Source organism: Methylocella sp. (assembly GCF_044226135.1).
In the GTDB taxonomy this organism is placed as follows: domain Bacteria; phylum Pseudomonadota; class Alphaproteobacteria; order Rhizobiales; family Beijerinckiaceae; genus Methylocapsa.
Genome location: NZ_JBGAHM010000048.1, coordinates 1 through 18,846, shown reverse-complemented (window position 1 = coordinate 18,846; position 18,846 = coordinate 1). Strand labels below are relative to the sequence as shown.

26 protein-coding genes and 2 tRNA genes are annotated in these 18,846 nt (G+C 66.6%); 24 read left to right on the top strand and 4 right to left on the bottom strand.

All coding sequences use genetic code 11. The features are described 5' to 3' along the window. From rplN to ACILRB_RS14760, 12 genes are all read left to right on the top strand, one after another. The coding region (gene rplN, locus ACILRB_RS14815) for a 50S ribosomal protein L14 (protein WP_395667067.1) at positions 1 to 348 on the top strand (348 nt) is incomplete at its 5' end. Continuing rightward, the gene (gene rplX / locus ACILRB_RS14810; RefSeq protein WP_395667066.1) at positions 348 to 665 is read left to right on the top strand and encodes a 50S ribosomal protein L24; all 318 of its coding nucleotides are present in this window, start codon (positions 348 to 350) and stop codon (positions 663 to 665) included. The genes rplN and rplX, both read left to right, overlap by 1 nt. Continuing rightward, entirely contained in the window at positions 658 to 1,374 is a 717-nt protein-coding gene (gene rplE / locus ACILRB_RS14805) for a 50S ribosomal protein L5 (protein ID WP_395667065.1), read from the top strand. Before rplX ends, rplE begins: the two co-directional genes overlap by 8 nt. Before the next feature lie 45 nt (positions 1,375 to 1,419). Further along, positions 1,420 to 1,725, top strand: coding sequence for a 30S ribosomal protein S14 (gene rpsN / locus ACILRB_RS14800; protein ID WP_395667064.1), 306 nt, complete (start codon positions 1,420 to 1,422; stop codon positions 1,723 to 1,725). 11 nt (positions 1,726 to 1,736) lie between these two features. Beyond that, positions 1,737 to 2,135 carry a 30S ribosomal protein S8 gene (gene rpsH / locus ACILRB_RS14795; RefSeq protein WP_395667063.1) on the top strand — a complete coding sequence of 133 codons (399 nt, stop codon included), beginning with the start codon at positions 1,737 to 1,739 and terminating at the stop codon, positions 2,133 to 2,135. A 24-nt stretch (positions 2,136 to 2,159) separates the two neighbouring features. After that, positions 2,160 to 2,693 (top strand): 50S ribosomal protein L6, encoded by a 534-nt coding sequence (rplF, locus tag ACILRB_RS14790; RefSeq protein ID WP_395667062.1) that lies wholly within the window; start codon positions 2,160 to 2,162, stop codon positions 2,691 to 2,693. A 21-nt stretch (positions 2,694 to 2,714) separates the two neighbouring features. Further along, positions 2,715 to 3,077: a 50S ribosomal protein L18 gene (gene rplR / locus ACILRB_RS14785; protein ID WP_395667061.1), complete on the top strand. Its 363-nt coding sequence runs from the start codon at positions 2,715 to 2,717 to the stop codon at positions 3,075 to 3,077. A gap of 76 nt (positions 3,078 to 3,153) precedes the next feature. Continuing rightward, positions 3,154 to 3,723 carry a 30S ribosomal protein S5 gene (gene rpsE, locus ACILRB_RS14780; protein WP_395667060.1) on the top strand — a complete coding sequence of 190 codons (570 nt, stop codon included), beginning with the start codon at positions 3,154 to 3,156 and terminating at the stop codon, positions 3,721 to 3,723. 12 nt (positions 3,724 to 3,735) lie between these two features. Further along, positions 3,736 to 3,936 carry a 50S ribosomal protein L30 gene (gene rpmD / locus ACILRB_RS14775; RefSeq protein WP_395667059.1) on the top strand — a complete coding sequence of 67 codons (201 nt, stop codon included), beginning with the start codon at positions 3,736 to 3,738 and terminating at the stop codon, positions 3,934 to 3,936. Between the two features lie 10 nt (positions 3,937 to 3,946). Beyond that, positions 3,947 to 4,432: a 50S ribosomal protein L15 gene (rplO, locus tag ACILRB_RS14770; RefSeq protein WP_395667058.1), complete on the top strand. Its 486-nt coding sequence runs from the start codon at positions 3,947 to 3,949 to the stop codon at positions 4,430 to 4,432. 355 nt (positions 4,433 to 4,787) lie between these two features. Further along, positions 4,788 to 6,116 (top strand): preprotein translocase subunit SecY, encoded by a 1,329-nt coding sequence (secY, locus tag ACILRB_RS14765; RefSeq protein ID WP_395667057.1) that lies wholly within the window; start codon positions 4,788 to 4,790, stop codon positions 6,114 to 6,116. Further along, positions 6,113 to 6,694 (top strand): adenylate kinase, encoded by a 582-nt coding sequence (locus ACILRB_RS14760; RefSeq protein WP_395667056.1) that lies wholly within the window; start codon positions 6,113 to 6,115, stop codon positions 6,692 to 6,694. The genes secY and ACILRB_RS14760 overlap by 4 nt, the downstream gene beginning before the upstream one ends. A gap of 31 nt (positions 6,695 to 6,725) precedes the next feature. Here the strand turns inward: ACILRB_RS14760 and ACILRB_RS14755 are convergent, their stop codons facing one another. Further along, a complete protein-coding gene (locus tag ACILRB_RS14755) occupies positions 6,726 to 7,175 on the bottom strand; it encodes an RrF2 family transcriptional regulator (RefSeq protein ID WP_395667055.1) in 450 nt (149 codons plus the stop codon). Between the two features lie 300 nt (positions 7,176 to 7,475). Here ACILRB_RS14755 and ACILRB_RS14750 point away from each other — a divergent pair, with 300 nt between their 5' ends. From ACILRB_RS14750 to ACILRB_RS14740, 3 genes are read left to right on the top strand one after another with little or no spacing between them, the layout of a single operon-like run. Continuing rightward, positions 7,476 to 7,895, top strand: coding sequence for an SxtJ family membrane protein (locus ACILRB_RS14750; RefSeq protein WP_395667054.1), 420 nt, complete (start codon positions 7,476 to 7,478; stop codon positions 7,893 to 7,895). A gap of 9 nt (positions 7,896 to 7,904) precedes the next feature. Beyond that, on the top strand, positions 7,905 to 8,054 hold the full coding sequence (locus ACILRB_RS14745) for a DUF5989 family protein (protein WP_395667053.1): 150 nt from the start codon (positions 7,905 to 7,907) through the stop codon (positions 8,052 to 8,054). A gap of 6 nt (positions 8,055 to 8,060) precedes the next feature. Beyond that, on the top strand, positions 8,061 to 9,905 hold the full coding sequence (locus ACILRB_RS14740) for a carbamoyltransferase (protein ID WP_395667052.1): 1,845 nt from the start codon (positions 8,061 to 8,063) through the stop codon (positions 9,903 to 9,905). A 36-nt stretch (positions 9,906 to 9,941) separates the two neighbouring features. On the opposite strand, the gene ACILRB_RS14735 is transcribed toward ACILRB_RS14740, so the two are convergent. Both ACILRB_RS14735 and ACILRB_RS14730 read right to left on the bottom strand, forming a co-directional pair. After that, the gene (locus ACILRB_RS14735) at positions 9,942 to 11,168 is read right to left on the bottom strand and encodes an SGNH/GDSL hydrolase family protein (protein WP_395667051.1); all 1,227 of its coding nucleotides are present in this window, start codon (positions 11,166 to 11,168) and stop codon (positions 9,942 to 9,944) included. Positions 11,169 to 11,226: 58 nt separating this feature from the next. Further along, positions 11,227 to 12,402: an SGNH/GDSL hydrolase family protein gene (locus ACILRB_RS14730; protein WP_395667050.1), complete on the bottom strand. Its 1,176-nt coding sequence runs from the start codon at positions 12,400 to 12,402 to the stop codon at positions 11,227 to 11,229. A 131-nt stretch (positions 12,403 to 12,533) separates the two neighbouring features. Between ACILRB_RS14730 and ACILRB_RS14725 the strand changes: the two genes are divergently transcribed. Both ACILRB_RS14725 and ACILRB_RS14720 read left to right on the top strand, forming a co-directional pair. Next, positions 12,534 to 13,295, top strand: a complete 762-nt coding sequence (locus ACILRB_RS14725) for an SIR2 family NAD-dependent protein deacylase (protein WP_395667049.1) — start codon at positions 12,534 to 12,536, stop codon at positions 13,293 to 13,295. A gap of 101 nt (positions 13,296 to 13,396) precedes the next feature. Then, positions 13,397 to 13,864, top strand: a complete 468-nt coding sequence (locus ACILRB_RS14720; RefSeq protein WP_395667048.1) for a DUF192 domain-containing protein — start codon at positions 13,397 to 13,399, stop codon at positions 13,862 to 13,864. A 10-nt stretch (positions 13,865 to 13,874) separates the two neighbouring features. On the opposite strand, the gene ACILRB_RS14715 is transcribed toward ACILRB_RS14720, so the two are convergent. Next, the gene (locus ACILRB_RS14715; RefSeq protein ID WP_395667047.1) at positions 13,875 to 14,417 is read right to left on the bottom strand and encodes a molybdopterin-dependent oxidoreductase; all 543 of its coding nucleotides are present in this window, start codon (positions 14,415 to 14,417) and stop codon (positions 13,875 to 13,877) included. Between the two features lie 202 nt (positions 14,418 to 14,619). Between ACILRB_RS14715 and ACILRB_RS14710 the strand changes: the two genes are divergently transcribed. The 7 genes from ACILRB_RS14710 to ACILRB_RS14680 all read left to right on the top strand — a co-directional run. Beyond that, positions 14,620 to 14,696 (top strand) — tRNA-Pro (locus ACILRB_RS14710). Positions 14,697 to 14,754: 58 nt separating this feature from the next. Further along, complete coding sequence (locus ACILRB_RS14705) at positions 14,755 to 15,060, top strand: ETC complex I subunit (protein ID WP_395667046.1); 306 nt, start codon at positions 14,755 to 14,757, stop codon at positions 15,058 to 15,060. Between the two features lie 104 nt (positions 15,061 to 15,164). Further along, positions 15,165 to 15,241, top strand: a tRNA-Arg gene (locus ACILRB_RS14700). 42 nt (positions 15,242 to 15,283) lie between these two features. Further along, positions 15,284 to 16,435 carry a DNA cytosine methyltransferase gene (locus tag ACILRB_RS14695; protein ID WP_395667045.1) on the top strand — a complete coding sequence of 384 codons (1,152 nt, stop codon included), beginning with the start codon at positions 15,284 to 15,286 and terminating at the stop codon, positions 16,433 to 16,435. Continuing rightward, complete coding sequence (locus ACILRB_RS14690) at positions 16,432 to 16,884, top strand: very short patch repair endonuclease (protein WP_395667044.1); 453 nt, start codon at positions 16,432 to 16,434, stop codon at positions 16,882 to 16,884. Before ACILRB_RS14695 ends, ACILRB_RS14690 begins: the two co-directional genes overlap by 4 nt. Positions 16,885 to 17,226: 342 nt before the next feature. Then, positions 17,227 to 18,228, top strand: coding sequence for a septal ring lytic transglycosylase RlpA family protein (locus tag ACILRB_RS14685; RefSeq protein ID WP_395667043.1), 1,002 nt, complete (start codon positions 17,227 to 17,229; stop codon positions 18,226 to 18,228). A 181-nt stretch (positions 18,229 to 18,409) separates the two neighbouring features. Continuing rightward, a partial coding sequence (locus ACILRB_RS14680) for a D-alanyl-D-alanine carboxypeptidase family protein (protein WP_395667042.1) occupies positions 18,410 to 18,846 on the top strand: 437 nt, incomplete at its 3' end.

Sequence of the window (18,846 nt, the reverse complement as noted above, 5' to 3'; positions counted from 1 at the left end):
CTCGACGTCGCCGACAATTCCGGCGCGCGCCGCGTCATGTGCATCAAGGTGCTCGGCGGCTCGAAGCGCAAATATGCGAGCGTCGGCGACATCATCGTCGTGTCCGTCAAGGAGGCGATCCCGCGCGGCCGCGTGAAGAAGGGCGACGTCATGAAGGCGGTCGTCGTGCGCACCGCCAAGGACATCAAGCGCGCCGACGGCTCGGTGATCCGCTTCGACTCCAACGCCGCCGTGCTGATCAACAATCAGGCGGAGCCGATCGGCACGCGCATCTTCGGCCCGGTGCCGCGCGAGCTGCGCGCCCGCAACCAGATGAAGATCATCTCGCTCGCGCCGGAGGTGCTGTGATGGCCGCCAAGATCAAGAAGGGCGACAAGGTCGTCGTGCTGACCGGCCGCGACAAGGGCCGTTCGGGCGAGGTGCTGCAGGTGATGCCGAAGGAGGAGCGCGCGCTCGTGCGCGGCGTGAACCTCGTCAAGCGCCATCAGCGCCAGACCGCCAAGCAGGAAGCCGGCATCGTCTCGAAAGAGGCGGCCATTCATTTGTCGAACCTCGCGCTCGCCGATCCCAAGGACGGCGCCCCGACCCGCGTCGGCTTCAAGATCCTTGAAGACGGCCGCAAGGTCCGCGTCGCGAAGCGTTCCGGAGACGTGATCGATGGCTGATTCCAAGGCAGGGAAGGGCGGCAAGGGCGGCCCGCAGAAGGGCGGCAAGGACGCCAAGGGGGCGAAGGCTTCGCCGAAGACGCAGGCCAAGGCCGAAGGCGGCGCGGTCCGCGACCGCGCGGCCGGCCCGACCGCTTCGGCGGCGGACCTCGCCTCGCCGAAGGACTACACGCCGCGCCTCAAGAAGCATTATGACGAGGTCGTTCGCGCGCAGCTCATCGAGCAGTTCGGCTACAAGAACCCGCTCGAAGTGCCGACGATCGAAAAGATCGTCCTCAACATGGGCGTGGGCGAGGCGGTCAACGACACCAAGAAGGTGACGCTGGCCGCGGCCGACCTTGGGCTGATCTCCGGCCAGAAGCCGGTGATCACGCGGGCCCGCAAGGCGATCGCCACCTTCAAGGTGCGCGAGCAGATGCCGATCGGCGCCAAGGTGACGCTGCGCAAGACGCGCATGTATGAATTTCTGGACCGCCTGGTCACGATCGCGCTGCCGCGCATTCGCGACTTCCGCGGCCTCAACCCGAAAAGCTTCGACGGCCGCGGCAATTACGCCATGGGCGTCAAGGAGCATATCGTCTTCCCCGAGATCAACTACGATCAGGTGGAGAGCGTCGTCGGCATGGACATCATCGTCTGCACCACGGCCAAGACCGACGACGAGGCCCGCGCTCTGCTGCGGGCGTTCAACTTCCCGTTCCGGCAGTGAAACGGCTTCGTTTCAGACGCGGCGACCAAGGAGTTAAGAGAATTCATGGCTAAGAAAAGCTCGATCGAGAAGAACGAACACCGGCGCCAGCTGGTGAAGCGCTATGCGGCCAAGCGCGCGCGGCTCAAGGCCGTCGCCGAGGACAAGGCGCTCACCGTCGAGGAGCGCTTCGAGGCGCGCCTCAAGCTCGCCGAGATGCCGCGCAACTCGGCGGCGATCCGCATCCGCAACCGTTGCGAGGTGAGCGGCCGTCCGCGCGCCTATAACCGCAAGCTGAAGATGTCGCGCGTCGCGCTGCGCGAGCTCGGGTCGCGCGGCCTCGTGCCCGGCCTCGTCAAGTCGAGCTGGTAAGGAGCAGGATCATGGCTGTGAACGATCCGCTGGGCGATATGCTCACCCGCATCCGCAACGCGCAGATGCGCCGCAAGGGCAAGGTCCAGACTCCGGGCTCCCGCCTGCGCGCCCATGTGCTCGACGTGCTTCAGGCCGAAGGCTATATCCGCGGTTATTCGACGACGGAATATGGCAACGGCCGCACCGAGTTCGAGGTCGAGCTCAAATATTTCGACGGCCTGCCGGTGATTCGCGAGATTCAGCGCGTGTCGAAGCCGGGCCGGCGCGTCTATGTGGCGGTCGACGCCATGCCGCGCGTGGCCAACGGCCTCGGCATCACCATCATCTCGACGCCAAAGGGCGTGATGGCGGACCACGCCGCGCGCGAGGCCAACGTCGGCGGCGAAGTTCTCTGCAGGGTCTTCTGACCGGAAGATACGAGGAACAGGATTATGTCTCGCATCGGAAAGAAGCCGGTCGCAATTCCCTCGGGCGTGACCGCGAACGTCGACGGCCAGCTCGTCTCGGTCAAGGGCGGCAAGGGGCAACTCTCCTTCGTCGCGCCTGAGGACGTGACCGTCGCGCTCGGCGCGGACGGCGTCACCGTCACGCCGCGCAGCGAAACCAAGCGCGCTCGCGCCATGTGGGGCATGACGCGCTCCATGGTCAACAATCTGGTGGTCGGCGTCTCGAAGGGTTTCGAGCGCAAGCTCGAGATCACGGGCGTCGGCTACAAGGCCGCCGTGTCCGGCAAGAACCTGCAGCTTTCGCTTGGCTACAGCCATGACGTGACCTTCCCGATCCCGGAAGGAATCACGATCACGGCGCCGAAGCCGACGGAAGTCGCCATCGCCGGAATCGATAAGCGCCAGGTCGGCCAGATCGCGTCTGAGATCCGCGCGCTGCGTCCGCCGGAGCCCTACAAGGGCAAGGGCGTCAAATACGCCGGCGAATTCATCTTCCGCAAGGAAGGCAAGAAGAAGTAATCGAAGGATCAGGAGCCTTTCATGGCTAAGGACATTCAGGCGACGCAACGGCGTCAGGCGCGCGTCAGGCGCTCTCTGCGCGCTCGCGCCTATGGCAAGCCGAGGCTTTCGGTGTTCCGGTCGTCGAAGCAGATTTATTGCCAGATCATCGACGACGAGGCTGGCCGCACGCTGGCGTCGGCCTCCTCCCTCGAGAAGGTCAATCGGGACAGCCTCAAGACCGGCGCGGACGTCGCCGCCGCCCGCGCGATCGGCAAGCTGATCGCGGAGCGCGCCGTCGCCGCCGGGGTCAAGGACGTCGTGTTCGACCGCGGCGCCTATATTTATCACGGCCGCGTGAAGGCCCTCGCCGAGGGCGCCCGCGAAGGCGGCCTGAACTTCTAAGGCCCGATGGGGCGCTCGCGTCAGCTTCCGCCAGAGCTGGAGGCGACGAGCGAGTCAAAGCGAATGGAACGAAGACATGGCGCGTGAAGGTGAAGGCGGCCGGGGCCGCGACCGCGAGGAGCGCGACAGCGAGTTCGTGGACCGTCTGGTCCACATCAACCGCGTCGCCAAGGTGGTGAAGGGCGGTCGGCGCTTCGGTTTCGCCGCCCTCGTCGTCGTCGGAGACCAGAAGGGCCGCGTCGGCTACGGTCATGGCAAGGCCCGCGAAGTGCCGGAGGCGATCCGCAAGGCGACGGAATCGGCGAAGCGCTCGCTGATCCGCGTGCCGCTGCGCGAAGGCCGCACCCTGCATCACGACATCGACGGCCGTCATGGCGCAGGCCGCGTGATCCTGCGCGCCGCGCCGGCCGGCACGGGCATCATCGCCGGCGGGCCGATGCGCGCGATCTTCGAGACGCTCGGCATGCACGACGTCGTCGCCAAGTCGCAGGGCTCGTCGAACCCCTACAACATGGTGCGCGCGACCTTCGACGCGCTGGCGCGCCAGGACTCGCCGCGCTCGGTGGCGGCGCGCCGCAGCCTCAAGGTTTCGGTCCTTCAGGGCCGCCGTCTCGGCGGCGAGGCCGACGCCGCGGCCGAAGCCTAAGGGAGCGACAGCATGACCGCCAAGACCGTCACCGTCGAGCAGACCAAGAGCCCGATCGGCCGACCCGCCGATCAGCGGTCCACGCTGATCGGCCTCAAGCTTAACAAGATCGGCCGCCGCGCCTCGCTCGAGGACACGCCGGCCGTCCGTGGCATGATCGCCAAGGTCGCCCATCTTGTCCGCGTCGTCGAAGACGGCGAAGCCGGGCGCTGAGGATAGCACGATGAAACTCAACGAAATCAGCGACAACCCGGGCTCGTCCAAGAAGCGCATGCGCGTCGGCCGGGGCATTGGCTCCGGCAAGGGCAAGACCTGCGGCCGCGGCGTCAAGGGCCAGAAGGCGCGCTCCGGCGTCGCCATCAAGGGCTTTGAGGGCGGCCAGATGCCGCTGCACCGGCGTCTGCCGAAGCGCGGCTTCTACAATCCGTTCTCGACCGACTACAACGAGGTCAACGTCGGCCGCATCCAGGACGCCGTCGACGCAGGCCGGATCGACGCCGCCCAGCCGGTGACCAACGAAGCCCTCTATGAAGGCGGCGTCGTCTCCAAGCTGCGCGACGGCGTGAAGATCCTCGGCGTCGGCGACCTCTCGGCCAAGCTCGTGTTCAAGGTCGCCGCGGCGTCGAAGAGCGCCGTCGCCGCCATCGAGGCGGCCGGCGGTTCGATCGAACTGCTCGCCGTGGCGGAAGCGCCCGCCGAAGCGGAGTAAGCCGCCAAAACGCGTGCGGCCGGAGCTGGCGTCAAGCGTCGCTCCGGCCGTTTCGCGTTTGCGGACGAAGCTCAAGCTTCTGAAGCCTCACTGTTTTCGTCGCGGGGCCGGCTGTCGGCCGGGCGGCGCCTGGGCTGTGAAAGGGCTTTCGGACCCTTTCCGTCTGACCTATAAGGAGCGCTGGCCGGCCGCGCGGCTCCCATGTCGCGCAGGCGGCGGCCCAGATCGAGCCACGTCGAGCTGGCTGCGTGCGGTCGCGCCCGCCTCGAACCCGGCCCTTTGGCGGCGCGTCGCTGCCTGGCTGCGCAAGCTTCTGCGGATCATAGCGGCGCGTCCGGCGCCCAAGGAGCATTTGATGGTATCGGCGGCGGAACAGCTGGCGGCGAACGTCAATTGGAGCGCCTTCGGCAAGGCCGAAGAGCTCAAGAAGCGAATCTGGTTCACGCTCGGCGCGCTGATCGTCTATCGCCTCGGCACCTATATCCCGCTGCCGGGAATCGACCCGAGCGTCTTCGAATCCAATTTCACCTCGAACAAGCAGGGCGTTCTCGAGCTCTTCAACATGTTCGCGGGCGGCGCCGTTCAGCGCATGGCGATCTTCACGCTGAACATTATGCCTTATATTTCGGCCTCGATCATCATCCAGCTCCTCACCTCGGTCGTGCCGACGCTCGAGACGCTGAAGAAGGAAGGCGAATCGGGCCGCAAGGTCATCAATCAGTACACCCGTTACCTGACCGTCGTGCTGGCGGCGTTCCAGGCCTATGGCATCGCCGTCGGCCTCGAAAGCCAGCCCGGAGTGGTGATCGATCCCGGGTGGTTCTTCCGCATCTCGACGGTGCTGACGCTGCTCGGCGGCACCATGTTCCTGATGTGGCTCGGCGAACAGATCACCTCGCGCGGCATCGGCAACGGTTCGTCGCTCATCATCTTCGCCGGCATCGTCGCGGCCTTTCCGTCAGCCATCATCAGCACTCTGGAGCTTGGGCGGCAGGGCGCGATCTCGACCGGGCTCATCATCGGCGTGCTGCTGATGTCGGTCGCCGTCATCGCCTTCATCGTCTTCATGGAGCGCGCGCAGCGACGGCTTCTGATCACCTATCCGAAGCGGCAGCAGGGCAACAAGATCTATGAAGGGCAGACGTCGTTCCTGCCGCTGAAGCTGAACACGGCCGGCGTCATCCCGCCGATCTTCGCCTCGTCGCTGCTGCTGCTGCCGACCACCATCGCCAATTTCTCGCAGCACCAGGGCGGGATTCTGGGCATGGTGTCGAGCTATCTGGCGCATGGGCGGCCGCTCTACATGGTCGCCTACGTCGGCCTGATCGTCTTCTTCGCCTTCTTTTATACGGCGATCGTGTTCAATCCGACCGAGACCGCGGACAATCTCAAGAAGCATGGCGGCTTCATCCCCGGCATCCGCCCCGGCGAGCGCACCGCCCAATACATCGACCAGATCCTGACCAGGATCACGGTGATCGGCGCTGCATATCTCGCCCTCATCTGCCTATTGCCTGAAATGCTTATTTCCTACGCCGCGCTTCCGTTCTATTTTGGCGGAACTTCGTTGCTCATCGTCGTCAGCGTGACGATGGATACGGTCGCCCAGGTCCTCGGCCATCTACAGGCGCACCAATACGAAGGTCTGGTCAAAAAAGCGAAACTGAGGGGGAGACGAAAATGAGGCTTGTGTTTCTTGGGCCGCCCGGGGCTGGAAAAGGCACGCAATCGACCCGGATCCAAGAGAAGTACAAGATTCCTCAGCTTTCGACGGGCGACATGCTGCGCGCCGCGGTCAAAGCCGGGACGCCGATCGGCCTCAAGGCCAAGGCGATCATGGACGCCGGAGGGCTGGTCCCTGACGAGGTCGTCGTCGGAATCATCTCCGAGCGCATCGACGAGACAGACGCGAAGAACGGCTTCATTCTCGACGGCTTTCCCCGCACCGTGAAGCAGGCCGAAGCGCTCGCCGACATTCTCCTGCAGAAGAAGATCAATCTCGACGCCGTGATCGAGCTCAAGGTCGATCATGGCGCGCTGATCGAGCGCATCGAAAAGCGCGTGGCCGACGCCAAGGCCAAGGGCGAAGCGATCCGCGCCGACGACAATCCCGAGTCGTTCAAGAAGCGGCTCGAAGCCTATCATGAGCAGACCGCGCCGGTGTCGGCCTTTTACGCCAGCACGGGCGAACTCAAGGCCGTGGACGGAATGGCGCCGGTCGACGCCGTGACGGCCGAAATCGAGCGCCTGCTCGCGTCCTGACGCAGCGCGTCGGCGCCGGCCGGCGCCGCGTCTAGATGTGATACATCAGGCGCATTTCATCGGCATCGGCGAGCGCGCGCATTTCGGCGAGCGTGCGCTCGTCGAGCACGCGCGAGATCGCGTTGCGCGCTTCGAGCATCACGAGGCGCACGGCGCAGCGTTTTTCGTCCCGGCAATCGTCGCAGCGCCGATAGGAGCTCTTGCTCGCGCATTGGATCGGGGCCAGCGGCCCGTCAAGGACGCGCACGATATGGCCGACCCTGATGTCATGGGCCGGCCTCGCCAGCGTATAGCCGCCGCCTTTGCCCTTCTTTGAATTCACGAAGCCTGCGTTGCGCAATTCGCCAAGAATGGTGTCGAGAAATTTCTTCGGGATCTGATTGGCTTCGGCGATCTCGGTGACAAGCGTGGCTTCGCCCGGCGGATGACCGGCGAGGTGAACCATCGCCTTGAGGCCATATTTGCCTTTTTTCGTGAGCATGGACATTCCGTCGCCCGTCGCGGTTCATCCGAATCCGCCGTTCCGTCGATTTAATATAAGGACGCCGAAGCGCTTTATCTATTGTATATATAGAGTTACTAAGTGGAATTCGGCGGCGGCGGCGCAATCGGGACGCAAGCCCTGCTTTCGCCTTTTTTCACCCCGAGGAGATGTCGTTGGGCATGCGGCCTCCATGGCCTCGACGTCATGGCGGGGCCAAATTCCTGGATTTTTCAATTCACGCGCCGGACGGCGGCGCAAAGCGGAGGCCGCTTCACGGCCCGTGCGGCGGCTTGATCGATGCAGACACATGAAAACGACTTGAGTTTCCGCAAGGTCGCCGTCGGCTCCGAGCGCAACTTCGGCCTGACCTTCGCCGCCGTCTTCGGCCTGTTCGGCCTGTGGCCCGTGGTTCGCCATCACGACCCGCGCTGGCTTCTGCTCGTGGCGGCGGCGGCCTTTCTTGTCGTGGCGCTCGCCGCGCCGCGCCTCCTTGGCCCGCTGAACCGCGCCTGGTTCAAATTCGGCCTGCTGCTCAGCCGCATCGTCAGCCCGATCGTCATGGGGCTCATGTTCTATGGCGGCGTGACGCCGCTTGGCTGGATCATGCGCAAGCGCGGCGCGGATCTGCTGCGGCTCAAGCTCGATCCGTCGGCAGGCACCTACTGGATCGAAAGAGGCGCCTCCGAAGGGCGCGGCGGCATGACCAAGCAATTCTAAGAGGATTCAATGTCCATCATCTCCGAGCTTCTCGAGTTTCTCGGCGCCCGAAAGAAATTCTGGCTGTTTCCGCTGCTCGCCCTTTTTCTGCTGTTCGGCGGCCTGTTCGTGCTCACGCAGGGCTCGGCTGTGGCTCCCTTCATTTACACATTGTTCTGAGCGCCCATGCTGATTCTCGGGATCTCCGCCTACTATCACGACAGCGCGGCCGCCCTGATCCGCGACGGCGACATTCTCGCCGCCGCGCAGGAGGAGCGCTTCACCCGCAAGAAACATGATCCCGACTTTCCGGCGAACGCGATCAGGTTCTGCCTCTCCGAGGCCGGGGCGAGAGCCTCGGAAATCGACCGGGTCGTGTTCTACGAGAAGCCGTTCCTGAAATTCGAGCGGCTGATCGAGACCTATCTCGCCTTCGCCCCGCGCGGCTTCGCCTCGTTCCGCAAGGCGATGCCGCTTTGGATCGGCGAGAAGCTGTTCCAGCGCGATCTCCTCCTGCGCTCCCTCAAGGAGATCGACGCAGGCCTCGCCGACAAGGCGAAGCTGCGCTTCAGCGAGCACCACCTGTCGCACGCCGCCTCGGCCTATTATCCCTCGCCCTTCGCCGACGCCGCCGTGCTGACGATGGACGGGGTCGGCGAATGGGCCACGACCTCGGCCGCCGTCGGGCGCGGCAAGGATCTGACGATCCTCAGGGAAATTCATTTCCCCCATTCGCTCGGGCTGCTGTACTCGGCCTTCACCTATTATACGGGCTTCAAGGTCAATTCCGGCGAATACAAGGTCATGGGCCTTGCGCCCTATGGCGAGCCGAAATATGCGCAGTTGATCTTCGACCGTCTGATCGACGTGAAGCCTGACGGCTCCTTCAGGCTCGATCAGGACTATTTCAACTACGCGACCGGCCTCACCATGACCAACGCCCGGTTCGATGAGTTGTTCGGCGGTCCGCCGCGCCGCGCCTCCGATCCGCTCGACCAGCGGCACATGGACCTCGCCGCCTCGGTGCAGGCGGTGACGGAGGAGGTCGTGCTGCGCATGACCCGCGCGCTCGCCACTGAGTCGGGCGCCTCGCGCAATCTGTGCCTCGCCGGCGGCGTGGCGCTCAATTGCGTCGCCAACGGGAAGATCCTGCGTGACGGCCGCTTCGACGAGATTTTTGTCCAGCCGGCGGCGGGCGACGCCGGCGGCGCGCTCGGCGCGGCGCTTGCGGCCTATTATGACGAGGCGCCCGAGGGCGCGGCGAAAAGCCTGCTCCGTCCTGACGCGATGAAGGGCTCCTATCTCGGCCCGTCCTATGCTCAGGCCGATGTCGAGGCGCGTCTCAGGGCGGTCGGCGCGGTCTTTTCGGTGGTCGACGAAGAGTCCCATCTCGTCGAAAAGACGGCCGCCGCGCTCGCGGCGGGGCAGGCCGTCGGCTGGCATCAGGGCCGCATGGAGTTCGGGCCGCGCGCGCTCGGCAATCGCTCCATTCTCGGCGACCCGCGTTCGCCGACCATGCAGAAGGCGCTCAATCTCAAGGTGAAATATCGCGAGAGCTTCCGGCCGTTCGCGCCGTCGGTCCTGCGCGAGGACGTCGCCGACTGGTTCGAGCTCGACGTCGATTCGCCCTATATGCTGATCGTCGCGCCGGTGAAGGCCGAGCGCCGCCGCGTCATGACGCAGGAGGAGCAGGCGCTGTTTGGCATCGACAAGCTGAACGTGCCGCGCTCGGACATCCCGGCCGTGACGCACGTCGACTATTCGGCGCGCGTGCAGACCGTGCATCGCGAGACCAATCCGCTCTATCATGCGCTGATCTCGCGCTTCAAGGCGCTGACCGGCTGCCCCGTGCTCGTCAATACGAGCTTCAACGTGCGCGGCGAGCCGATCGTCAACACGCCCGAAGACGCGTTCCGCTGCTTCATGGGCAGCGAGATCGAATTTCTCGCCGTGGGGCGCTGCGTGCTGCACAAGGACCAGCAGAACGAGGCGCTGAAGCTCGACTACAAGAACGCCTTCGAGCTGGATTGACGCCGCCGGCTCCGCCCGGCCCGGGGGCGCGGCCTTCTATCGGCCCGCCGCCGTTTCGACCTCGGGCGCCTGAGCCTTGACATAGGCCACGAGCGCGCGCGCCCTTATTTTGTTCGCGAGCGCGGTCGGGTGGCCGTCGCCCGGGATGGCGAGCAGGGCCGGGTCGGCCTGCGTCTTCTCGATGGTCGAAATGTCGAGGACCCTGGCGCCGCCGCGCCGCAGCGCCTCCATGATCGCCTCGTTCGTCATGCCGGTCCCACGCAGGAAGTCCTGGCTCACCTCGAGATAGGGAATGAGCGTCGGCACGCCATATTTTTCCTGCGCCAGCCGGGTCGCGGCCGTCAGGATCGCGATATAGGTTTCGACCTCGGCGCGGGTCGCCCTACGGCGATAGGGATCGACGAACATGCGATAGAGCGCGCTGTTGCCGAAGAACTGGCGCGCCTTCAGCGCCACGCCCTCATAGCACGCGCCCTTGAACACCGGGCGCCCGCGTTCGAGCTCATAGCGCGGCGCGTCGATGACCCAGGACGCCTTGCAGGCGCTGCGCTCGATATGCCAGGGAGAGGTCACGAAGATGAACAGGCGCGGATCCGCGCCAATGACGGAGTCGAACAGGCCCGTCTCGAGCGCGCGCAGGAAATGCTGCGGGCCATAGCCCGGAAACGCGAGATTGAGGACCCGGCGCGGCGGGTCGAGCAGATCGGCGAATTGCTGGGGCAGGGCGTCTTCGTCATTGAGGCCGACGCCGAATGTGACGGAATCGCCAAAAAACGCGATGGTCGGGCCGGACGCGAGCGAGCGCGTTCGCCGCACAAGTCCGGCGTCGACGCCGTAGACCGCGCTGTAAATGACTGCGCCGGTCTGCGGGTCGGTTCGCTCCTCGTGAAAGACGCCGGGCGTGCCCGGCCCCCAGCCAAGGACGGCGCGGCGCACGTTGAATCCCTCGGTCGCCACGATTTTCTGCGCCGGCTCCATCCAGGCCGCGACGCCTTCGAGGACGCTCAGGCCAAGGGCGATCGAGGCCAGGACGAGCATGCCGTCGCGCCAGCGTCCGCGCAGAAGCGAGGCCCCGACGCCTAAGGCGAGAAAAACGCAGATGACGGAGACCAGGCGGAAATGCTCCGGGCGATGTCTCGTTTCGACGAAAACGGCAAGGCCGGCGAGCGCCGCGATCGCCATGAGGCTGACCGCGGCGCGCGCGTGAAACGTCCGTGACGGCGCCGCCGGCTTGTCGTCCGCAAAGGCCGGTTTGATGGACAAGGACGCGCGCTCCATGGCGGGAGAGGCGGGAGCATGGCGGCCCGCCCGGCTCCGTCGGTCAGTTCAGTTCGGAAACGAAAACGCCGCCGACATCTTTTTCGATCGTCGATTTGATCATCGCGGCGCGGCGACGGTTGGCGAAAGGCGTCGGGTGGCCGTCGTTCTTGATGCTGATCGCGGTGCCGGCCGCCTCGTCCTCAAGGAGCGAGGCGTCGATCACGATCGCGCCCGACTTGCGCAGGCGCTCCATGATCGACTCGTCCGTAAAGCCGGTTGAAGCCAGATAATCCTTCGGGACGCGCAGATAGGGGATGATCGTGGGGACGTGATATTTCTCTTTGGCCATTTTCACGGCCTCTTCGAGAACGCGCACGTAAAGCTCGACGTCGTCATGGCTGACGCGATGCCGGAATGGCTCCGCGAGCGTGCTGAACAGGGACGAATCCTGCAGCCATTCGCGAACGGCGAGGCCCGGGCCGTCGAAGCACTGGCCGGCGAAGACGAGCTTGCCATGCTCGTCGATCCTATAGGCCGGCGAACGCGCGGTCCAATAGGCCTTGCAGCCGGTGCGCTCGGCGTGCCACGGCGCCGTCAGAAAGATAAAGACCTTGGGATCCGGCCCGATGATGGCGTCGAAACGCGCCGTCTCCATGGCGCGCAGGAACTGCTGCGGCCCATAGCCGGTGAAGGCGACGTTGACGACCCGGCGCTTGCGGTCGAACAGGTCGGAAAGACGCTGCGGCAGCGTCTCGTCGTCCTGCACGCCGTCGCCGAAGGTGTAGGAGTCGCCGAAAAAGACGATGGTCGGCCCGTCGGTCGCGGACAGGACGCGGCGCGTCAGATCGGGGCCGATGGTATAGTCGGCCTTATAGGTCAGCTCGCCCTTCGGGCCGCGCTTTTCGGCATGGTAGGTTCCGGCCTTCTCCGGGCCCCAGCCGAGGACCGGTTGGCGCACGGACCAGCCGCGGGTTATGGTGAGGCCGCCGGCCGGCTCCATGGCGCGCGCCACGCCTTCGGCGGCGGCAAGGCCGAAGGCGACCGCCGTCAGGCTGAGGCAGACGTCGCGGGCGCGTCCGCGCATCATGGCCGCGAGCGCGCCGAGAAAAACCGTCGCGGAGGCGAAGGTCGCGAGGCGGAACGCGGGGAAGGGACGCTTGATCTCAAGCCACACGATCAGGCCGACGATTGCGAGCATCGCCAAAAATCGAGCAGGAACAGTGATCTTTCTCGCCATGATGAATCTGTCGGTTCAAAAGCTTCCGTCAAGTGCAGGCGTCGATAGAGCTTCGGCCAAACGCTGTCCAGTCGGACGCGGGCGAAGCGAAGCTCACTTTTTATTCACGACCCGCAATGAAAAGAGGCGCCATGGCGCTCGTGACTGATCTTGACGAAGCGCGCGAGGCGCTCGTCGCCGCCGTCGAGGAGGCGGACAGGGTCGTCGCCTTCACGGGCGCGGGCGTTTCGACCGAATGCGGCGTGCCGGATTTCCGCTCGAAGGACTCGCCGTGGATTCGCCTGCGGCCGATCGCCTTCGACGCGTTTGTCGCGGACGTCCTGATGCGCGAGGAGGCGTGGCGGCGCAAATTCGAGCTCGACGACATTTACGCTCACGCGGCGCCGGGGCGGGGCCATTACGCTCTGGCCAATCTCGTCGCTTCGGGCAAGGCGAGCGCGATCATCACCCAGAACATCGACAATCTGCACCAGGCCTCGGGCGCGCCGGACGACAGGATCATCGAGCTGCATGGCAACGGCTCCTATGCGAAATGCTTGTCCTGCGGCGCGCGCCACGAACTCGGGCCGATCCGTCGCGACTTCGACGCGAGCGGCGTCGCGCCGGTCTGCGCGGCCTGCGGCGGTTTCGTGAAATCGGCGACCATCTCCTTCGGACAGCCGATGCCGCAGGAGGCGATGGCGCGCGCCTATCAGGCGACGGTCGCCTGCGACCTCTTCCTCGCCATCGGCTCGTCCCTCGTCGTCTATCCGGCGGCGTCCTTTCCCTCTCTCGCCCAGGAGCGCGGCGCGCGCCTCGTGATCGTCAACGGAGAGGCGACGCCGCTCGACTCGCAGGCGGACCTTGTGTTGCGCGGCGACATCGGCGACATCCTGCAGCCCTTCGCCTCATGAAGGCGGAGGCGATGACAGGGAAGGGCGAACGATCGATGACGAACCTCGGGCCGCGGCGCGACGGCGCCGGATCTCGCGCGCGCTGTCAGGCGGGGCGGCGGATGCCGGCCGTCCTTTTCTGCTGCGTGATGGCCGCTTTCGTCGGTTTGGCGCCACGCGCCCAAGAGGCGAGGGCGGAAGAGGCGAGGGCGGCGCTTGAGCCGCTGGCCATCGTCACCGCCTCGGGCCGGCACGCCTTCGAGGTGGAGGTCATGCGCACGGAGGCCGGCCGCGAGCGCGGGCTGATGTTCCGCCGCGCGATGCCACAGAACCACGGCATGCTGTTCGACTTCGACAGCGACGGCGTCGTCAACATGTGGATGAAGAACACGCTGATTCCGCTCGACATGATCTTCATCGGCCCGACCGGCAAGGTCGTCGCGCTGATCGAGAACGCCGAGCCGCTCTCGCAGCGTGTCCTGTCCTCGCGCGTGCCGGCCCACGCCGTGCTCGAGATCAATGGCGGCGTCGCCGCCCGCATCGGCGTGAAGATCGGCGATGCGGTCGTCCACGCCGACCTTGGCAAGTGAGCGGGCGGCGTCAGGGCTTCGTCGCGTCGCGGACCTCGATGCGCGCGATGTTGGACACGAACCGCCCCGGCCGCTTGTCTCCCGGAGCGACGAGGCGCGCGAAGCCTGAGTCGCCGAGCGGCGCTCCGTCCGCCTCATAGGCGACCATGACCGGCGCCGCGCCGAAGGCAGGGTCGATCTCCCCGACCGAAAGCGCGACCTCATAGCCGTCGCTCGCCGAGATCGTCACGACCTTGCGCAGGGCGTCGTTGTGGACGCTCGGGTCGAGCGCGAGCCCCGCCGCATTGAGGACGTCCCACAGGAGGGCGCCGGAGAATCGCTGGCGGCGGACCTCGCCGCCGCCCGCATAGACGACTTCGGCCGTGGTTCTGGGCAGGGCGGCGAGCGCCGCGGCGTCGAAGGTCTTCTCGGCCCTGACTGCGCCAGAGACGACAAATTCGACCGTTCGCGCGCGCGCCGGCTTCGCGTTTTCGGCGGAGGCCCCGTCGGCTGCGAAGAACGGCGAGAGCAGGGCGAGGACAAGGGCGACATGCGCCGCTGAAACAGACCGCATCGGACGCATCCTGTCGCGACGCGCAAGCCGCACGCCGTGTGAAGTCGGAGCGGCCTGCGCACGCCGCATGTCGCTTCGGCCGAAAGCCGCGCGAGGCTCCAGCCATATACCGGGGGATATTTCGGCGTCAACGCGCTCCGGCGCGATCTTGTTTGCCGGGGCCGCCCATGATAGCCAAAAGCGCCGTCGTCAAACGGCGAAACGGGGCATAGCGCAGTCTGGTAGCGCGGAAGTTTTGGGAACTTCAGGTCGCAGGTTCGAATCCTGCTGCCCCGACCAGCCGGCGCGGCGCGCAAGCGCCGGCCATGCGGAACGCGAAGGGATCTGGATCGCCGTCATGACCGCCCGCATCTATCAGCCGTCCAAGACGGCCACCCAGTCGGGGACCGCGCGCACCAAGGGGTGGGTCCTCGAATTTGAACCCTCCGAGCCGCGCGAAATCGATCCGCTGATGGGCTGGACCGGGTCGGGCGACATGAAAAGCCAGGTCAAGCTGCGCTTCGCCGAGAAAGACGAGGCCGTGGCCTATGCGACGCGCAACGGAATCGCCTATCGCGTCGAGGAGCCGCCGCCGCATCGGCGGCGCATCGTCTCCTATTCGGACAATTTCCGCTCGACGCGGCTTGGCCCCTGGACGCATTGAGGCCGAGCCGGGCCAAAATCGCCGCGCCCGCGTCCCGGCCTTGAAATGGCCGCGCGACTTCGCGCAAACTCAGGCGGCGAGTCGCGGCGGCGCGCCGTTGGCCGGACTCCGTAGCTCAGCTGGATAGAGCAGCCGCCTTCTAAGCGGCAGGTCGCAGGTTCGAACCCTGCCGGGGTCGCCAATGGCGCTTTTCGGCGCCGCTCCGCGCGGAGCGGGAGAGGTGATGCGCTGGGACTTCCTGGAGTTTTTCGCGGGCGCCGGCATGGCGCGCGCAGGGCTCGGCGAGACATGGCGGTGTCGATTCGCCAATGACGTCGATCCCGGAAAATGCGTTTCGTACCGCGCCCACTGGGGCGCCGCCGAGCTGCATGAAGGCGACGTCGGCGCGCTTGCCGTCGCCGACCTGCCCGGTGAGCGCGCGGCGCTCGCCTGGGCGTCGTTCCCGTGTCAGGATCTTTCGCTCGCAGGCGTCCGCGCCGGGCTCGAGGGCAAGCGCAGCGGGACGTTTTTCGCGTTCTGGCGCCTGATCGAGGCGCTCGCCGCGCAAAGGCGCGAACCCGACCTCGTCATGATCGAGAATGTCGTGGGAACGCTCAGCTCGAATGGCGGCGCGGATTTCGCCGCGCTTTGCGACGCCTTTCGTCGGACCGGCTATGTCTATGGCGCCATGATCGTCGACGCCGCGCTGTTCGTGCCCCAGTCGCGTCCGCGCTTCTTCCTGCTCGCCATGCGCGGCGGGCTCTCGCCGCCGCCGCACCTCGTCGCAGAAGGGCCCGACGCGTCTCAGCCGGCCGCGGTGCGGGCCGCCTATGCGGCGCTGCCGCCCCGGGCCCGCGAGGCTTTCGTCTGGTGGCGCCTGCCCGCGCCGCCGCAGCGCACGCGACAGCTCGCCGACAGTCTTGAAGACGACGCCGGCGTCGACTGGCGCCCCGAGGCCGACACGCAGCGGCTCGTCGCGCTGATGAGCCCGCGCACGCTGGCGAAGCTCGACGCCGCGCGTGCCGAGGCGGGGCGCTCCGGCCGGATCGTCGGCGCCGTCTATCGCCGCACGCGGACGGGCCCGGACGGCCGGCGCGCGCAGCGGGCGGAGGCGCGTTTCGACGGACTCGCCGGCTGCCTGCGCACGCCGGCCGGCGGGTCGAGCCGCCAGATCATCCTCAGCGTCGAGGCGGACCGGCTGCGCTCGCGGCTGCTTTCGGCGCGCGAGGCCGCGCGGCTGATGGGCCTGCCCGAGGACTACAAGCTGCCGGCCAATTACAATGACGCTTATCATCTGATGGGCGACGGCGTGGTCGCCCCCGTCGTCAGCCATCTCGCCCGGCGCCTGTTTGAGCCTGCGCTCATCCATGCGCGGCGCGCGATGGACGCGGCGTGACGCGCAAGGCCGCGCCTTTGCCGGTCCCTGAGGCCTGCGTCGACGCCCTGCGCAGCGCGACGATGCGCGCGGTGAAGTCGAAGGACACCCGGCCCGAACGGCTCGTGCGTTCGCTCGCGCATCGCCTCGGCTTCCGGTTCCGGCTGCATCGCGCTGATCTGCCCGGATCGCCGGACCTCGTCTTTCCGGGGCGGCGCGCGGCGGTGTTCGTCCATGGCTGTTTCTGGCATGGCCACGACTGCCGGCGCGGCGCGCGGGCGCCCAAAACCAACGCGGCTTACTGGCGCGCGAAGATCGCGCGCAACCGCGCCCGCGACGAAACCGCGGCCGCCGCGCTCGCCGCGCTCGGATGGCGCGTGCTGACGATCTGGGAGTGCGAGACCGCCGACGCTGCGGCGCTGGAGCGGCGGCTTTCGGGCTTTCTTCGCGCCGGCGCCGAAAATGTCTGACGCGCGGGGGCGGAGCGCGGCTGTTTACCATGCTGTGTTATTTCATGCTTAACAAATCACAGCGTTGAATGATGCGCCGGCGCGATTTCCAACAGCTGTTGCATTTTTGCGCAACCATTTGAGATATAAATAAAATTTTAGCTATAAACACCCTGCGAGAGGCCTTGCGGTCGCCGCGGGCGTTGAGTTTTCAGTCCCTTTTCGCAAGGGCGCGTGCATATTGTCGGAGCGCGCCATGACCGTTAAGCCTTCGGAAATAGCGAGAATGCAACGTCGCGTTCGACCATCTGACCAGCTCCCGGGCGACCTTCTGGAAGACCGCGGATAAGACAGGATAAACGCATGCTGGCGAACTGGCCCTCGACCTTCCTGCCCCGAGCCGTCACGCTGGGCCGCCTGTCGTCACTGGTCGTCGCCGTCAAGAAATCCCGTGCTCCGCGCCGCCTCCTGATCGTCGCCGTGGCCGGCGCCGGCGCCGCGCTCGGCGGATGCGCGCAGCAGCCCATGGGCAAGAGGATCGCCGCCTCATCCAAGGAATATTTCCCATCGTCCAAATATGGGAAGGCGAGCCCGCGCGTGATCGCCGACGGCGAGCCCGTGCCGCGCGGCGGCGGCGTCTACATGGTCGGCAAGCCCTATACGGTCGCCGGCAAGACCTATTATCCGAGCGAGAAGCGCTTTTCGGGCGTCGGCCTCGCCTCCTGGTACGGCGAGGCCTTTCATGGCCGGCGCACCGCCAACGGCGAGATCTACGACCGCGACTCCGTCTCGGCGGCCCATCCGACCATGCCGCTGCCGTGCTACGCCCGCGTCACCAATCTGAAAAACCACCGCTCGATCGTGGTCCGCGTCAACGATCGCGGGCCGTTCCACGAAAACCGGATCATGGACGTGTCGCAGCGCACGGCCGCCGCGCTGGATTTCAAGAGCGTCGGCACGGCGCGCGTGAAGGTCGAGTATCTCGCTCCCGCCGGCCTGCAGGGATCCGATGACGAAAAGCTCATGGCGACGCTGCGCGACGACGGTCCGGCGAGGCTCGACGACGAAGCGCCGGTCATGACCGCCCAGGCCGGCTTCCCCGTCCAGACCGCCTCGCTCGCGCCTGTCGCAGTGCCGGAACGCGAGGACCGCGCGGCGCTCGCGGCGGCCGCGTCGGCCGCAGCCGTTCCCGCGCCGTCGCGCCGCCAGAAGGACGCCGTCGCCGCCGAAGACGAATCGCCCGAAGAGGCCATGCCGCATGCGGCCCGGCGTCTCGCCTCCGCGCCGCTGCCGCCCATGCGCCCCTCGGACGCGGCCTCGGGCAGGCGCGTCGACATGGCGAAGCTGACAAAATCCGCGCGCTGACGCGCCAGCGCATGGCCGGGCCGTACGCGGCGCCGTTTTCAAGCAAAAAATTACGCCGGCGTTTACCCCAAGGCGACTTCGACGCTGTATTCTGGCGCGAAGATAAAAGAGCTCGCCGCGGCGCGGCGCGGACATGTCCGCGCCGCCGGTGAAACGGCTCGTTCGTCCGGAGTCGAGTCTCATGGGCAATTCGGGTCTCATGGGCGACCGATCGCGCGGGGCGCGCCCCCGCGCGAGGACCGCCGGCCTTGGCGCGGCGCTGCTCGTCGCCAGCCTGCTGCCGGCTGGCGCTGCGCGCGCGCAGACGATCGACACGAGCGCGCCCAGCGCCTTTCTCGTCGACGTCGGCACCGGAAGCGTTCTGTTCGAGAAGAACGCCGACGCGCCGGTCGTCCCCGCGTCGACGGTCAAGATCATGACGGCCGAAGTCGTCTTCGACGAACTCGCGGCCGGACGCGTAAAACTCGACGACGTCTATACGGTGAGCGAAAACGCCTGGCGCACCGGCGGCGCGCCGTCCCGCTCGTCGAGCATGTTCGCGGCGGTCCACAGCCGCATCCGCGTCGAGGATCTCCTGCGCGGCGCCATCATCGCGTCAGGCAATGACGCGGCGATCGC